The organism is Allobosea sp. AAP35, from assembly GCF_001295925.1.
In the GTDB taxonomy this organism is placed as follows: domain Bacteria; phylum Pseudomonadota; class Alphaproteobacteria; order Rhizobiales; family Beijerinckiaceae; genus Allobosea.
Window position 1 is genome coordinate 1 of the sequence record NZ_LJHQ01000053.1, and the last position, 15,326, is coordinate 15,326.

At 61.2% G+C, this 15,326-nt stretch carries 14 protein-coding genes and 1 pseudogene; 7 read left to right on the forward strand and 8 right to left on the reverse strand.

From position 1 onward, the window contains the following. Nucleotides 1–122 (reverse strand): annotated as a pseudogene (locus IP69_RS17055) (ATP-binding protein); the annotation flags it as partial. Between the two features lie 125 nt (nt 123–247). Here IP69_RS17055 and IP69_RS17060 point away from each other — a divergent pair. Continuing rightward, a complete protein-coding gene (locus IP69_RS17060) occupies nt 248–487 on the forward strand; it encodes a hypothetical protein (RefSeq protein WP_054144041.1) in 240 nt (79 codons plus the stop codon). Nucleotides 488–921: 434 nt separating this feature from the next. Here IP69_RS17060 and IP69_RS17065 read toward each other — a convergent pair whose 3' ends face one another. The 5 genes from IP69_RS17065 to IP69_RS17080 form a co-directional block, all read right to left on the reverse strand. After that, nucleotides 922–1,848: an alpha/beta hydrolase gene (locus IP69_RS17065; protein WP_197279919.1), complete on the reverse strand. Its 927-nt coding sequence runs from the start codon at nt 1,846–1,848 to the stop codon at nt 922–924. 131 nt (nt 1,849–1,979) lie between these two features. After that, nucleotides 1,980–3,134 carry a tetratricopeptide repeat protein gene (locus IP69_RS21955; RefSeq protein ID WP_156323513.1) on the reverse strand — a complete coding sequence of 385 codons (1,155 nt, stop codon included), beginning with the start codon at nt 3,132–3,134 and terminating at the stop codon, nt 1,980–1,982. A gap of 89 nt (nt 3,135–3,223) precedes the next feature. Further along, the gene (locus IP69_RS17070; protein ID WP_156323514.1) at nt 3,224–4,216 is read right to left on the reverse strand and encodes a hypothetical protein; all 993 of its coding nucleotides are present in this window, start codon (nt 4,214–4,216) and stop codon (nt 3,224–3,226) included. Between the two features lie 9 nt (nt 4,217–4,225). Further along, nucleotides 4,226–4,936 carry an ATP-binding cassette domain-containing protein gene (locus tag IP69_RS17075; RefSeq protein ID WP_082359416.1) on the reverse strand — a complete coding sequence of 237 codons (711 nt, stop codon included), beginning with the start codon at nt 4,934–4,936 and terminating at the stop codon, nt 4,226–4,228. Then, nucleotides 4,937–6,139, reverse strand: coding sequence for a hypothetical protein (locus IP69_RS17080; protein WP_054144044.1), 1,203 nt, complete (start codon nt 6,137–6,139; stop codon nt 4,937–4,939). 142 nt (nt 6,140–6,281) lie between these two features. Between IP69_RS17080 and IP69_RS17085 the strand changes: the two genes are divergently transcribed. The 6 genes from IP69_RS17085 to IP69_RS17110 all read left to right on the forward strand — a co-directional run bounded on the left by IP69_RS17085 (nt 6,282) and on the right by IP69_RS17110 (nt 13,562). Further along, nucleotides 6,282–7,538, forward strand: coding sequence for a capsule biosynthesis protein (locus IP69_RS17085; protein WP_197279921.1), 1,257 nt, complete (start codon nt 6,282–6,284; stop codon nt 7,536–7,538). A 190-nt stretch (nt 7,539–7,728) separates the two neighbouring features. Beyond that, the gene (locus IP69_RS17090; protein WP_054144046.1) at nt 7,729–8,886 is read left to right on the forward strand and encodes a polysaccharide biosynthesis/export family protein; all 1,158 of its coding nucleotides are present in this window, start codon (nt 7,729–7,731) and stop codon (nt 8,884–8,886) included. Nucleotides 8,887–8,973: 87 nt separating this feature from the next. Next, nucleotides 8,974–9,867 carry a sulfate adenylyltransferase subunit CysD gene (gene cysD / locus IP69_RS17095; protein ID WP_054144047.1) on the forward strand — a complete coding sequence of 298 codons (894 nt, stop codon included), beginning with the start codon at nt 8,974–8,976 and terminating at the stop codon, nt 9,865–9,867. Next, the gene (gene cysC, locus IP69_RS17100; RefSeq protein WP_197279923.1) at nt 9,864–11,768 is read left to right on the forward strand and encodes an adenylyl-sulfate kinase; all 1,905 of its coding nucleotides are present in this window, start codon (nt 9,864–9,866) and stop codon (nt 11,766–11,768) included. Before cysD ends, cysC begins: the two co-directional genes overlap by 4 nt. Nucleotides 11,769–11,958: 190 nt before the next feature. Continuing rightward, nucleotides 11,959–12,756 (forward strand): FkbM family methyltransferase, encoded by a 798-nt coding sequence (locus IP69_RS17105; protein ID WP_054144048.1) that lies wholly within the window; start codon nt 11,959–11,961, stop codon nt 12,754–12,756. 35 nt (nt 12,757–12,791) lie between these two features. Then, the gene (locus IP69_RS17110; RefSeq protein ID WP_054144049.1) at nt 12,792–13,562 is read left to right on the forward strand and encodes a sterol desaturase family protein; all 771 of its coding nucleotides are present in this window, start codon (nt 12,792–12,794) and stop codon (nt 13,560–13,562) included. Nucleotides 13,563–13,574: 12 nt separating this feature from the next. Here the strand turns inward: IP69_RS17110 and IP69_RS17115 are convergent, their stop codons facing one another. Beyond that, nucleotides 13,575–14,420 (reverse strand): class I SAM-dependent methyltransferase, encoded by an 846-nt coding sequence (locus tag IP69_RS17115; RefSeq protein ID WP_054144050.1) that lies wholly within the window; start codon nt 14,418–14,420, stop codon nt 13,575–13,577. A 12-nt stretch (nt 14,421–14,432) separates the two neighbouring features. Continuing rightward, complete coding sequence (locus IP69_RS17120; RefSeq protein WP_082359419.1) at nt 14,433–15,323, reverse strand: metal-dependent hydrolase; 891 nt, start codon at nt 15,321–15,323, stop codon at nt 14,433–14,435. Nucleotides 15,324–15,326 lie beyond the last annotated feature (3 nt).

Here is a 15,326-nt window from a genome sequence, read left to right on the forward strand (position 1 = left end):
GGCGTGAACAGGACCGAGTAGCCGGTGACGATGGCTTCGCGCCCGAGCGCGACGGCCATATGGGTCTTGCCCACGCCCGGCGGAACCAGGAGCAGCACCGCCTCGCCGTTGGCGATGAAGCGTCCGGGCGCCCGGCCGACCTGCCTCCGACGATGACCGGACTAACCTTGATCGAAGGGGGCAAGGCCGACATGCTGCGAGCTACCTCGGCGCCTGGCCGGCGCCGTATGGATGGCGAGGACGCGTGATGTCGGTGGTGCCCCTGATCCCGCTACGGCGTGTCGATGATCTAGCGGACCGGATCGAGCAACTCATGGGTGACGCGGAGCGACGCGGCTACGGGACGCTCGCCTACTTCCTCAACACGGCGCTGATCGAGGCGCGGATCCAGATGCGGCACGAGGAGCGCGATCAGGCAGCCGGTCGCGCCGATCCGCGCGATCTGTGGGCGGCGGGACCTGAACGGGACGAGCCTCGACCCGAATGAGTGAGCTTCTGCAAGTCCTGAGGCCCCCGCACTCGAGGACGTGCGTCTTGTGCGGATCTTGGAAAACCGAGACGGCGACAAAGGCGCAGCCTTGGGTATCGAGACCAAGAGTCCAAGAGCTCGGGGAGGCGGATCTGCGGCCGCCGTTCGACCGGTCCCCACATGCGGCCAGGATCGGTCGGAAACCCGATGACTGCCAGTTCGAACGCGCGCCGTCGCTTTTGTGGTCGTGTGTCATCGAAATCGGCAGGCGCCTGCCTTCCTCGGCAGAGCGTGAATCGGGCCAGCGGAGCCGTTCCGGTCGTGCGCTGAAACGACGCGCCTGCCGCAACTTCGAGCCCATTGGCCTCGCAGCTCGATGCCGCTGCTTGATCCGTCGATCTCCGTGGTCCTTCGCCGAAAGCGGGGCCACGAACCTCGACCCCGCCGGTCGCTCACGGGCGGAGAAACAGGTTCGTCGCTGCCTTTGCGATAGCGGTAGGTGACGCATGATGGGGCATGTGCCCGACGCCCGGCAGGATAGACAAGTCCGCTCCGCGAGCCTCGCGGCTGAACCTTACCGCGTTGCGCACCGGTGAAACCAGAGTATCCCGATCACCGGTGATGGCGATCACGGGGATCGATAGCTCGTGATAGCGTGTCGCCTGGTGTTTTAGGAATACATCGGCGGCGAGGATGTCTTGAAGATTGCTGCGGAACGCGGCCTCGCGAAAAAGCAGGCGCAGCTCGCTGGCGTCGACGTAGTGGGTCGGCACCGGCTGTGGAGAAAACGCAATCTCAAGGCCTCGATGGAGCAGAACCCGTGCCATCGGAATCGCGACGACCCGATTGACGATGGGCCCAAATAGATCCGACGCGAAAAGGGATAGGAAGAATGGCGGATCATCCAAAAAGGGATGTGTCAGGGCATTGACCAGCACGAGCCCCTGCAATCGCTCTGGTCGCTCCAGCGCAATGTGGGCGGACAAGGCACCCGCCAGCGAATGAGCCACGATCAAGACCTTCTCCGGCGCCAGCAGATCTAGCATCGCCATCAAACTTTGGGCTTGAAACGCGGGACTGGCCATGCTGGATCCTGCGGGCCGCTCGCTCCAACCTTGGCCAGGTCGGTCGACAGCGATGACGCGGTATCCCGAGAGAAGGGGCGCAAGCGTCGAAAAGAGATCGGCGTGACCGGTCCAGGCTCCATGAACCAACACGACCGTTCCCAGAGGGCGGCCAGGAGGCATCTGTTCTCGATAGTGAAGTTTGTGGCTCTCGACGGCAACCAAGACGCCCGTCGGCGGGTGGCTGCGCTCGACCTCTTGGCCAAGCCATTCGCTGAAGGCCGCACTCAGACCGCCCATAAGGACGACGACCATGATCACCGTCCTGATGCGTCGCCACCAACGCGGCTGTCGCAGGGGAGCCCTGATCATCATGATGGCATCTGATCTCGAAGCGGCGTCGTCTGAACCATCACTGTGATCCTCGCTCCCGCCGAGCCGACCTGTCACGGGTCGGCCTCAAGACCATCTCGCACGCGACACGGAGTCGGGCGAGATCGGGCCCGTGCTCGCATTTTGGAACGGCCGATCTGAAACTGTCGAAAGAGTTCGCCTGCTGCTATGCAAAGCAGGATCCGCGTGTACCAGATCTCGTTGATAACCTTGCGAGCGGAGTGCTTCGGCAGAGGCTGCTGCGCAAGCTGAGTAAGAATCTGCAGAGCAATATCGATATTGCCAGCGCGGCGTTGTGCAAGGGCGAGCCAAAACTGAATTACCGGGGCATGTGGCGCGAGCCTTGCTGCCCGCACATGAGCCGAAAAGGCTTGATCAAAGTCACCCGTGTGATCGTAAACGCGGCCCATCACATGCCAAGGTCCGTCCTTCAATGGGGAAGCAACCGATGCGCGACGCGCCAGCGTCAGCGCGAGGTCGAAATAGCCTCTGCCATGGGCTGCTTCGGCCAAAGCGGTGAGGTACTGGGTCGAACTTCGGCGGCTGTCACGCGCTGCACGTGCAATGCTGGAGAGGTCGACGGTGCCTCCCGCAAACGACAAGAGGAGCGGCGCCAGGAGACCGACTTCGGCTAGAAACGCAGCGCTGCCATGACCGACGAAGGGCAGGGTCAGGCGGGAAACCGGCATTTCTTCTGCGATGCAATTTGCATGCCTGCGGTCTGCTGAAACCATCGGATCATAGACAAGGATCGCCGGAACATCGCTCGGCAAAGGTCCCGAGAGTTCCGGCAGCCAGCGCTCGCGACGATGGGGCCACCAGCGTGTCTCGAAGGGCACCTTTCGAGGATCTCGACTGTATTGGGGCGAAAGAGCCAGGACCGAATGCGCTCCTAGGTGTCGTGCGAAGGCGAGCGCCGCATAGCCCTCCATGCTTGAGCCATAGGTGACGACGCGGGGATAGGCTCGCAATGATTGGCTGACGGCGTCGATTGCGTCCTGCCAGTCAGGTTCATGATACCAACGATTTCGACCATTGACGAAATGAACAGCCGATATCTGCTGATCCTGCAGAAAATGTTCTGCGAAGGCGGGACGGTCGAGATTTTTGGTGTCTGTGAACGCGTCGAATGAGACGATGCAGACCTCTCCCCCGCGGTGCGCCGCCTTCACCAGCAGATCATCAGACCGATAGACGACGTATGGCATCGGCTCATGCATCCGGCCAATGTCGCGCCCAGCGGCCGATACGGGCACGGGGGGTGAAGGCGCCCCCGTCGGATGAACTGGGCGTCGGTTCAACCCCGGCCAACATAGTTCAGCTCGACTTGTCCGAGCGCGATTCGCCCTTCGATCGCCCCTTCCTCCGTACGGATGTGTAATTCGACAGGATGTTCTGGCTCCGCCACCGTGAAGCTGAACGGGGCTGCAAAGATGCCCTCCTGGCGGGGTCGAAAGCGCGCTTCGCCGAGGAGACCCGGACCCCAGGCCGAAATCTTCAGTGGCAAGCCGACGGCCTCCTTGGTGAAGCCGAGCGTGAGCTTGGCCCGCCACCTGCCCTCGGCCAGGTGAAAATAGGGTCCGTAATACAGAATTCTTGAGCCGCCCGTTGCGTCTGTAACCAGGGGAGCTTCCTCATTCGGACGGTCGCCTGAAAAGAACACGCGATGGGGCCAGATCGACCTCAGCGGGACGGTCTCATCACGCAGATGGGCCACGCTGTTCTCGAGAACCAGCGTGACGATCCCCTCATCGGCCTCTGCCAGCCCCTCCAGGTAGGCGGACGGCACCGGCTGGAGCATCTCAAGCAACATAGACTCGTCGTCATCGGACAGTTGGACGCCCATATGGCCGGCAAGCGCGTGGAGGATCGCTGCCGCGGGCAGCGGCGATGACCCATCCAAACGCAAAACGGGCCCGCTGGGACGACAATCACCAATGAGAGCGACGCTGGCGCCGATCGTCCGAACAGCTTCGAGCAGGGTGGGCTGGACCAGACGCTGGAAACAAACCGCATCCGTCGCTGAAGTCGTCAAAACGATCACCGGAATCGGCCGGTTCGACAAAGCATCTCGGAGGGACCGGGGCGGGAACTGAGCGCATACGACCGTCGGTCTCGCCTCGTCGAACCCAAAACGATCGAACCGATCAACCCACTGCGGCTGCGCAGCAGCAAGCTTCGCTTGAGCGATCCGACGCACCGCTTCGAAACCCCAAGCTGCAAAGGCGCTGGGAAGCCCCAATACTACGACGGTCATGAGATGGCCGCTCGGTGCGATGCGGCCGGCCACGCTTTTAAATCAAAGACTTGCATAAATCGAACAGGCCAGATCCAGATCGTAAAAAACACGCCCCCGTCCCTGCTTCAAAACGAGCGCGGAGCTGCAGAATTCTTTGGCGAAGTCCATCGAATGAATTGCCATGAGCATGGCTCGATCGCTGCGTTTGACGAGGAGTTCGTCATGGCACCGTTGCTGAAATCGCCGATCTCCTACGAGAATGACTTCATCGATCAAATAGCACTCGAAATCGATCGCAAGCGACAGGGCGAATGCGAGGCGGGCGCGCATGCCATCGGAATAGAAGCGAACCTGCGTGAAAAGCTGCGCGCCCAGTTCGGTGAAGTCCGCAACATACTCCACGGTCTCTTTGAGGGGAGCGCCATAGAGCGTCGTGATAAACCGGCAGGTATCGTAGCCGGTCATCTGCCCCTCGAACCCGCCGCCGAGCGCGAGAGGCCACGACATGTTCAAACCACGATGCACGTGGCCGAAGGTGGGGCGCTCGACCCCGGCGAGAATGCTGATCAGCGTCGACTTGCCGGCCCCGTTTCGGCCGAGGATCGCCATCCGTTCGCCGACACCGACGCTGAAAGAGATGCCGTCGAGCACGCGCCTGCGCCCATGCTCCGTGTGAAACTCCTTGACGACATTTTCAGCCCGGACCGTCCGATCCAGGACCGGGTCGGTGGCGATAGCGCTGGGCTCCTGACGTGCAAACCAGGACACCATTCAGTGCTCGAGCGGTCGCATGTTGTCGATCAGCGAGCGGCAGATCGCATAGACGGAAAGGCTGAGCAAAATGACGATGCCGATCCACATCACACGTTTGGGATGGCTCGGGTAGTCGGTAGCGTGAGGCTCAACCACGCGCTCGAGATAGAGCTGTTGGCGCTGCGACTCGAGACGGGCCGTCTCGAGCGAACCGAGGGCCGATGCCAAGACACGATCGGCGAACTCCCGTTCAAGGACGAGCCGCTCATAATCGGCTATGATAGGCGCAATGGCCTCGGCAGATCCCCCGATGCGGCGTTTCTCCTCGACGATCTGCTGCTCGGTCGCCTGCAGCCGGTTACGCAAGCCCGCCACCTGAGGGCCAAGCGGAGAGCTGCGCTGGGCTTCAGCGAGCTGAGCATTAAGTTGAGCCGCCTCAAACGACAGCTTTCCGATCGTCTCCAGTAAGCTCTGGGATGACTTGGCCGGATCCACGGTCCCCGCCTTCATCCGAAATGCCGTCAACTCCTCCCGTCGCTCGAACGCTCTCACTTTGGCTGATTCGACCTCCTTCTCGGCCGCCGCGATCGTATCGCGGCGGGCGCGCTCATTCAGTCTGTTGATGAGAGATTCGGAGCCTTGCAGCAGCACCTCGGCGATCTTGACGGAATCGGCCGGTCGAAAGCTCTGGACGGTAAGGGTCGTGATTCCCGTCGCGCTATCCTTTTTGATTGCCACAAAATCCTGATAGCGCTCGAAGAGCTTTTCGCGGAGATCCTGAGTGAGCCATCCTGGAAATCGCCAGAATGGATCACTTTCGGGCCGCGAGAGGATCGCCCTTAGGTCGGCTTCTCGGACCAAGAGCTCAACGGCATCCCGAGAGCGCACGAATTGATGGACGGCACTGGCCTCGTCGGAGGCCCGCTCCGTGCCCGTTGAGGGAATGACGCTGCTCAGTTGATCGAACCCGGCCCGGCTCGGGCTGCGCACGACGAATTGGGCCTCGGAAGAGTATCGATCAGCCGTGATCACGCCAAAGTAGAGCACCGCGATCGTGCTTGGTAGCAGCACTGTGACGATGAACAAAGCGTAGCGACGCAGCCACCTTAGCCAGTGCGGGATGTCGGCAGCGGTCGAAATCGGGGCTTGCGCGGCCCCCGATCGCAAAGGAACGAGTTCGACATAGCCTGATAGGTGCCCGGGGGTGACGTCTTGTGACATCGGTGTCTTCTTAACTGAGTGTGAGAATGCTAGATAGCAGGCTGGACTCCGATTAGGAAAGCCAACCGGTGAAGCGTATCCAGGTGCACGGTGACGGCATGATGTCCACCGCATCGAGCCACCGCAGTTCCAGAAGGTCGCGATGAGGCAGCGTTTCGAAAAGATTTCCCGTCGGCTTCGGCCCGTTGCCCATTTGGCACGCCCGCTGTCGCCAAGGGGAACTACCCTGCCCTTCCCTGAAGCCGCAGGCGGAGAGGGTGGTGAAGCGGCGCAAGTCACCCACCGCATCAAGCCCTCGCCCTGGCTGAGCTGGAGCAAGGCTGCCTTTTTCCTCGTGGTGTTGCTACCGACCACATTGGCGGCTTTGTACTTTGGCTTCATCGCCTCCGACCGGTACGTCTCAGAGTCGACTTTTGTCGTTCGGTCGGCCAAGTCGCCGTTGTCGGGCGGCCTGGGCGGGTTGATGCAGATTGTCGGCATTTCGCGGTCGCAGGATGACAGTTATTCGGTGCAGGAATACCTGTTGTCGCGCGATGCCGTCACAGCCCTTTCGCAAAAACTGCCGATCCGTGAGATTTTCAATCGCGAAGGGGCTGATTTCGTTGCTCGGTTTCCCAACCCTCTCTATGGCGAAACCACCGAAGAACTCACCCAATACTACAGAACTCGCATCAGCGTCGTGCACGGCGCCACCACGGGTCTGACGACCCTGAAAGTCGAAGCCTTCAGGGCCGAGGATGCGATTGTCATCAATCGGACATTGCTGGAATTGGGCGAGGCGCTCGTCAACCGCATGAACGAGCGCATTCGTGCCGATGCGATCCGCTACGCCGAAGCAGAAGTAGCCCGCGGCCAGGAGAGGCTCGTCGAGACCCAGATCGCCATCACGGAGTTTCGTAACCGCGAATTGATGCTCGACCCGTCGAAGAGCTCTCTGATCGTCGCAGAGTTGATCGGACGCCTGGCTGCCGAGCTGGCCGTTGTCATGTCGCAACTGCGTGAAGTCGAGGCGTCATCCCCCAACTCCCCTCAGATTTCAGGCCTTCAGCGGCGAATTTCAGCTCTCGAGGCCCAGATTGTTCTTGAACGTCAACGTGTGTCGAACGCCTCGGATGGGCTGGCTGAAAAGATCGCCGGCTACGAACGGCTGACCTTGCAGCGCGAGTTCGCCGTCAAGGCCTTGTCGTCGGCGGTGACCAGCCTGGAAGTGGCTCGCAACGAAGCCCGCCGTCAGCAACTCTATCTGGAACGGGTGGTCGAGCCTCACGCTCCTGATTATGCGGAGCAGCCACGTCGAATGCGGAGCATTCTGCTGACGTTCGCGGGCAGCCTGATGCTGTTCTTCGTTGGCTGGCTACTCTTTGCCGGCGTGCGTGAGCACAGCGTCAAACTCAAATGAAGCGTCCCGGCGCCACCCGTCAGCCGGTGATTTACCTTTCGCTCACGACGCTGAGAGAAATGTGCTTCAACGCTAACGGATTGGCGATGCAGCAAATCCACAGTTGCAGAGGATTTGATCAACCGCTCGGCAGCGCCGTTCCCAACGCAAGTGATCAATGATAGTGCCGGGTGGCATAGGAGACTGATCGGTGCGCGTAGGCCTAATCGCGGTTATCTGTGGAATTGCGGCTGCTGGCTGCTCCAACCTTCCTGCCAGTGGTCCGTCGACAGCCGACATCGTCAACCAACCGGCCGAGAATAGTCAGACCCTTTTCGAACTGATCGATCTCGCTCCCGCAGCTCTCACAGCTTTGAACATCCGTGCGTCAGACAGGTTCAGCAGCAGCTTCGGTGATCGTCGCGGCGCGATTGAGTCACGGATCGGGGTGGGCGATTTCGTCGCTGTCACCATCTGGGAAGCTGGGGCGGGGGGGCTCTTTTCGGCTCCCTTGACGACGGACCGCTTCACGCCTGGCTCTCGGACGGCTACGATTCCGGAACAGGCCGTTGCTAGGGATGGGACCATATCGGTACCTTATGCCGGGCGCGTCAGGGTTGCAGGTAAGACAGCTGCGGAGGTCCAGGCGACGATCGAGGAGCGGCTGGCGGGAAAAGCGATCCAGCCTCAGATCCTTGTGACTGTCAGCCGCCAGATCAGCAGCACCGTTGCCGTAACGGGCGAGGTAGGCGCCAGCGGTCGCATCCCGCTGTCGACCAAAGGCGATCGCATCCTTGAGGTGATCGCGACAGCCGGTGGGGTTCGAGCGCCCGTTAATGAGACGGAGATTCGATTGACACGCGGGTCGCGTACGGTAGCGGTCCCGATGCTGACGATCGTCAATAATCCTGCTGAAAACATCTATCTGCAAGGCGGTGACACGTTGACGCTCGTTCGTAATCCACGAACGTTCATTGCTGCGGGTGCCACGGGTCGCAATGCCGAGATCCCGTTTGAAGCGGATACGATGAACCTAGCGCAGGCGTTGGCCAAGGCCGGGGGCTTGCTCGACTTCCGAGCGGATCCGGAAGGCGTTTTCTTATACCGTTTCGAAGCAGCAGAGACATTACGGCGGATCAAGCCAGATAGTCCTTATCTCGCCTATGGTCGCAGGGTACCGGTGATCTATCGCGTCAACATGCGCGATCCAAACGGACTCTTCGTTGCGCAGGGACTGCGAATGCAGCAGGGGGATATCCTCTACGTTTCGAATGCACCGCTCACCGATGTGCAGAAGGCGTTTTCGGTATTCCAGAGCCTTAGTTCGCCGGCGGTGCAGGGCGTCGGATTGGCATCCGGTTTCAGGTAAGGCGCGCGCTTAGCCCTTAGTTGGCATTCCGGGCGGAAAACACCTTCGGGCCGACTCCGAAGAGCCTTAAGGCGGGGAGCCGTTCACGTGAGCCAACTGAACGTGCTGGAAGAAGAGGCCATCTATCTCTTGCGAGAGACGGCTGCGCTGTTCCGGCGACCGGTCATGCTGTATTCGATCGGGAAGGATTCTACCGTCCTCACCCATCTGGCTGCCAAGGCCTTCTGGCCCGCGAAGCCTCCCTTCCCGCTTCTCCACATCGACACCACCTGGAAGTTTAAGGAGATGATCGCGTTCCGTGATCGTCTGGCGGGAGCGCTGGGCTTCGATCTGCAAGTCGAGGTCAACCGGGAGGGCGTAAACCGCGGCATCACGCCTTTCAGCGTCGATTCGTCGACCTACACCCGGGTCATGAAGACCGATGCCCTGAAACAAGCTCTCGAACGTCATCAGTTCGACGTTGCCATCGGCGGCGCTCGCCGTGACGAGGAAAAAAGTCGCGCCAAAGAGCGGGTATTTTCGCGCCGTACGGCGCAGCATGGCTGGGATCCCCGGGCGCAGCGGCCCGAATTCTGGCGCATCGCAAACCCCCATCTGGGCACGGGCGAAACGATGCGGGTGTTCCCTCTCTCCAACTGGAGTGAGCGCGACATCTGGCGCTACACCCTGGCGGAAGGCATTCCAGTGGTCCCGCTTTATCTCGCCGCTCCCCGACCCGTCGTCCAGCGAGACGGAACTCTGATCGTCATCGACGACGAGCGCTTTCCGGTGAAGCCGGATGAAGAGGTTCGGCAACGGATGGTGCGGTTTCGGTCGCTCGGCTGCTATCCGCTCTGCGCTGCCATGGAGTCGCAAGCCACCACGATCGTCGATATCGTAGCCGAACTCGACGGGGTGACGTCGTCGGAGCGAAGCGGCCGCCTGATCGATGGCGCCGGTTCGGGTTCGATGGAAGCTAAGAAGCGCGAGGGTTACTTTTGACCTTTCTGTCCGACGCTTACGCCGCGGCTTTCGGCACGCCCGAACAAGCCGCTGCGTCGCATCGACCGGCAGCCTTGCGTGTCCTGATCTGCGGCGCTGTCGATGACGGCAAATCGACCCTGATCGGTCGCCTGGTTGCAGAGGCCGGCGGCATGACGGACGATCAACGGCTGGCTTTGGCGGAGGCGTCCCGCCTGTTCGGCACGACCGGAGCAGAACTTGATTATTCGCTTGTGACCGACGGCCTCGAGGCGGAACGCGAGCAAAACATCACGATCGACGTCGCCTATCGTTACCTGGCGACGACGGATCGCGATTTCGTCATCGTCGATACGCCAGGCCACGAGCAATACACGGCGAATATGGCGACAGGCGCCTCGCAATGTGACGTCGCAGTCATCCTCGTCGACGCTGTCCGCGGCCTCAGAACCCAAACCTTCAAGCACGCCGCCATCTGCAGCCTGCTGGGCATCCGTCATGTGGTCCTGACCGTCAATAAAATGGACGCTGTGGCCTATGACGAGACAGTGTTTCGCGAGATCGTCGACGCGTTCCTGACCATCGCCGCTCCTCTCCAACTGACCGTTGCGCCGATCCCGCTCGCGGCCAGGGACGGCGTCAATGTCATGGTCGTGAGCACGCTGACGCCTTGGTATCAGGGCCCGTCACTTCTTCATCATTTGTCGTCGCTGGCGGTCGTGCCGGCCCCGACCGCCACAGGCTTGCGTCTACCCGTTCAGGGCGTCGCCCGAACTCCGGAAGGCGAGCGGCTTTATACCGGGTCGGTCGTATCGGGAACGATCGCCGCAAACCAAAAGATCAACATCGCGAGCTCAGGTGTCGAAGTAATTGTCAACCGCCTGGTTGATCGGCATGGACCGACCGACGAGGCGGGGCCTGGCGAACCGGTGGCCTTCACCTTGACGCCGGAGACAGATTTGGGTCGCGGCGGCATGGTCACGTCGGGCTCAGACCGCCCAGTCTTGTCCGATCTTTTTTCTGCCTTCGTCATCTGGTTTGGCCGACAACCACTCTTTGCCGGACGTGATTACGAGATGCGTCTTTCCACCGCGACGAGTCCGGTCACGGTGACGGCGATCCGGGGCAAACTGGACGTCGCGAGAGGATCACAGGTTTCAGCCACCCACATCGACCGCGACGAGATCGGGATCTGTCATTTGGCGACCCCCGCCAAGGTTGCCGTGGATCCGCACGCCCATTGTCCGCCCACCGGCCGTTTCATTCTCATCGACAGGGCCAGCGGTGACACCGTCGCTGCCGGCCTGATCCGTCATGCACTCGATCGCGGCAGCAACCTCTTCACGCAGAGGCTGACTGTCGATCGCCAGGCACGGGAAGGCCTTCTCGGCCAAAAGGGCTTGGTCCTTTGGTTTACGGGCCTGTCTGGATCGGGAAAATCCACAATCGCAGACGCGCTCGAACGCAAGCTCCACGCGAAAGGGAAGCTGACCCTGCTGCTCGATGGCGACAACATTCGACAGGGATTGAACAGGGATCTTGGCTTCACCGAAGGCGACCGCGTCGAGAATCTGAGGCGCGTCGCTGAAGTGGCCAAACTCATGGTCGATGCCGGATTGATCGTCCTGTGCAGCTTCATCTCCCCCTTTGCACGTGACCGCGCCATGGTGCGCGAGCGGCTGTCGGGATGCCCCTTCTTCGAACTGTTCGTCGATGCATCGCTCCAAACCTGCGAACAGCGCGATCCAAAAGGGCTGTATGCCAAAGCGCGGCGCGGTGAGATCCGCAACTTCACGGGGATCGATTCGGCCTACGAGATTCCAACGGCGCCCGACCTCGTGCTTGACACCGACCGCGCCTCGGCAGACGACCTCACCGAGGTCATCGTCAGCTGGCTCACGCAACGCGGGGTGTTGGCCTGACGGCTGCATCGGCGGGTTGGCCGCTTCCTCACCGCCGGCAAGGACGTCACGTACAGTGGACCGATTGTTCAAGATGAAGAAAATGTCCCCGACTGCCGCCCCTCCAGCTACGCTCCCTCCTCCCCTCGTCGCCGGCTCTATCCTCGCCCTTGACGACCTGCGCAGTCATGACCGTTATCGCGCCGAGTGCATGAGCCGGGCTGCGACACAGACGGTCTATCTTGGGAACGCGACGGTTCTGGCGCGTGTGCTGGGTCGCTACAAAGCCTATCTCGACACCCGCGATCGGGGGTTTGCGGCCCATCTCATGCTCGATGGGTATTGGGAGATGTGGCTGACGCAGTTCATCGCCCGACGGATCGTGCCCGGCATGCACGTCGTCGATGTCGGCGCAAACTTCGGGTATTATTCGCTTCTAATGGGCGATCTGATCGGCAACGAGGGTCGCCTTCTCTCCGTCGAGCCCAATCCGCCAGTGGCCGAGATGCTGTGCAAGACGCTCGAGCTGAACGGCTTTGCGGCCCGCAGCACTGTCGTGGCAGCCGCAGCGGGAGCCATCGATGGAGTGGGAAGCCTGCTTGTGCCCGAGGGGGAGCCCAAGAATGCGATGCTGGTGAGCCGACCGGGCCCGCAGGACGATCGAGGACTGGTTGCTGTCCCGATCCGGAGTCTCGACCGGCTCCTCGATTCGTTCGAACGCGTCGATTTTCTCAAGATCGATGCCGAAGGCGCGGAAGAGGATATCATGACGGGGCTCAGCGAAACCATCGCTCGCTGCAAGCCGCGGATCATCCTTGAATTCAATCCAGGACGCTGTCGCGACCCTCGCGCGCTGCTGGCGCGTCTGCGCGAACCCTATCCGGTCTTGAGGTGCCTGGGGTATGATGCCGAGGTTGGACCCGTGTCCGACGAGACGCTGCTCGATCCGACCAATCAGGAAGACCGGCTGCTTTATCTCGACGAGGATGGAACGCCGAGGTCAATCTAGGACCTACGGCCCCGCGTTCAAACTAGGACTGGCCCGTGACCCTCCTGACCGAATTCTCAACTTTGCTCGGCCTGGTCGTCGCGGGCGTTGTCGTCGTGATGCTGGTCGTCGGCGGCTTTTTGGAAATCCTCAATGCGCGCCATCCCGAACGTCGCATTCAGAAGGACCGCATCAATCGCCGCAAATGGAAGGAACTCAGGCAGGCGCCTGTTTCCATCGTGACGCTTTCGGCCTGTTTCGCGTTTGGGCTGTTTGCTCAACAGCAGGGTTGGGCCCTTGTCCCTCTAGAGCTGTCCTGGTGGTCAGGGCCTCTGATGCTGCTCGTCTCGGTCGTTCTGTACGATGCCTGGTTCTACTGGGTTCACCGCCTCCTCCACAGCAGGCCATTTTACCGCTTTCATGCCCTTCATCACAAAAGCGTCGCCCCGACCGTCTGGAGCAACCATCATGAGAGTTTCATGGAAGCGCTCCTCAATCAGGCTTATTATGCGCTGATCGTGTTCATCCTGCCGATCCCGTGGCAGGTTCTCATTCTGCAAAAGCTCTATGATCAGGTCAGTGGCATGCTCGGCCATGCTGGATTCGAGCATTTCGCCTCTCCGGCCGGCCGCGCGCCTTGGCCCCTCGCCAGCACCGTGTTTCATGACCAGCATCACGGTGCCTTCCGCTTCAACTACGGTCACACGTTCTCGTTGTGGGATCGCTGGATGGGCACGCTGCATCCGCGCTACGATGTCATTCTGAAGAGCTTCGAGCCTGGGGGTGAAGGTGCCGATCGCCCCACTAAGGCCTCCGAGGGGCGATGATCGGGTAGGCCTTCAGGTTGACGACGGCTCCTGAAGGGGATCGGCCACCTTCTGGTATCGTTGCGCGAGATAGATGACCCCTCCCTCCGTCAGCTCACGATAGAGCGTCGAGCCCTGGCTGCCGGAGAACTCCGCGATGAAGGCGCGCCCGAACCGCACCTGACCGAGACGCGCCCGCTTCCGGTGTTCGGCCGCGTCGAGGGCTGCCACGACGCCAGCGGACAGGTCACGTTCGGACCGCAACTGCAGACCCGGTACCATCAGCTGTCGTCGCAGATCGGCGATCGCTGCTTTGCCGCGCATATCGGCAAAGGTGAACCATCCACCGGGCTTCAGCACGCGCGCAACCTCCCGCGCGAAGGCCGGCACATCGCTGTAGCAATGAGACGATTCGATATTGACGACGATGTCGCAAGACGCGGTTTCAAGAGGCAGCCTCTCCGCATCGCCGATCTCGAAGGAAAGCCCGACTGCATCGTCGTTCAGGCCGCGCGCCCGCCCCACGGTCGTTGCCGAATAGTCGATCCCAACGACCCAGGCCGGATTGTGATAGCGGGCGATGTACCGAGCTCCGCCCCCTCGTCCCGACCCAATCTCGACGACCTGCGCATCTGTGATCGGCAGCCCGGCGACCGCCTGCGCATAGAGGCCGATGAAGGGGCGATCGGGCTCATCGTCACTGTGGAGGGGAAACGCTGCGGCCTGATCCACGAATCCATAGTTCATGAAGCGCCAATCGTCGTCCCGCCAATGCCGTGACAAGCCATTGTAGAGGCCCCGCCAAAGCCATTTGCGCGTTCTCGGAAACGCCCCCTTCTCGATCGCCTGCAGCAGACTGGTAAAGGCGCGGCTGGCCATGACGTCTCTCACTCACGCTGAAGGTCGAGCAGACGAGGATGCCGGGGCCGGGGGAAGGTTGTTGGCCAGCCACTCCCGACCTTTCCGCATCAGCTCCTGATCATCGCTGTTGCGGGGATCGAAGCCCGGGACGTAGTAGCGCAGCACACTCGGCAGGCACCGGCGCCAATAGCCGGGAGCGACCATCGTCACCCAAAAGAACCGACCCCAGAAGCGGAATCCGGTCTTGACGCCGTCGGTACTCGCATAGATCGGAACGTTGCGCAGGAAGAGCGCCAGGAACGGGAATAGCGTCGCATTCATGCCCAACACACGGACCCAGTAGCGGGTCCAACCGGACATGCCCGGTGTCGCGGCATTGAGGACATCGAGAGCGACGGCCTTGTGCTCCAACTCTTCCAGAGCGTGCCACATCCAGAGCCGACGATAAGCGGGGGCGGCCTTCTCCAAAAGCTCGGGATGGCGCAGCGTCAAGCTTGACAGGGTCGCGGTCATATGCTCGATGGCGCAGGTGATCGACAGGCGGTGCAGCGGGTTTTTGACAATCTCGAAACCCTGCCGGATCGGTTGTTCCATTTTCTCCACATCATAGCCGAGTTTTACCAAAGCGCGGTTGTAATCCTCGTGCTCGCGGGTGTGGTAAGCCTCCTGAACGGAATAGCCGTTGATCTCGGCGGCCAGCTCGCGGTCCTGAAGCTTGGGCCCATAGTGCTTCAGCGAGCGAATGAAAAAGCGTTCCCCTTCCGGCAGGAAGATCGATAGGCCATCGATCAGGATGGTTTTGATCAGGTCGTTCTCGAGCCAGTGCCGCTGGGCATTGTCGAGTATGCCGAAACGGATATCCCGGGGGATGATATCGTCGGCATTGCCCATGTGCTGAGAGGCCTTGGCGGCGTGGGACATGGC

Excerpts from the sequence above, each read along its gene's own strand:
- IP69_RS17060 (WP_054144041.1), top strand. The coding sequence starts at position 248 with ATGTCGGTGGTGCCCCTGATCCCGCTACGGCGTGTCGATGATCTAGCG.
- IP69_RS17115 (WP_054144050.1), bottom strand. The coding sequence starts at position 14,420 with ATGGCCAGCCGCGCCTTTACCAGTCTGCTGCAGGCGATCGAGAAGGGG.
- IP69_RS17120 (WP_082359419.1), bottom strand. The coding sequence starts at position 15,323 with ATGTCCCACGCCGCCAAGGCCTCTCAGCACATGGGCAATGCCGACGAT.
- IP69_RS17075 (WP_082359416.1), bottom strand. The coding sequence starts at position 4,936 with ATGGTGTCCTGGTTTGCACGTCAGGAGCCCAGCGCTATCGCCACCGAC.
- IP69_RS21955 (WP_156323513.1), bottom strand. The coding sequence starts at position 3,134 with ATGCCATACGTCGTCTATCGGTCTGATGATCTGCTGGTGAAGGCGGCG.
- IP69_RS17085 (WP_197279921.1), top strand. The coding sequence starts at position 6,282 with ATGAGGCAGCGTTTCGAAAAGATTTCCCGTCGGCTTCGGCCCGTTGCC.
- IP69_RS17105 (WP_054144048.1), top strand. The coding sequence starts at position 11,959 with ATGAGCCGGGCTGCGACACAGACGGTCTATCTTGGGAACGCGACGGTT.
- IP69_RS17080 (WP_054144044.1), bottom strand. The coding sequence starts at position 6,139 with ATGTCACAAGACGTCACCCCCGGGCACCTATCAGGCTATGTCGAACTC.
- IP69_RS17065 (WP_197279919.1), bottom strand. The coding sequence starts at position 1,848 with ATGGTCGTCGTCCTTATGGGCGGTCTGAGTGCGGCCTTCAGCGAATGG.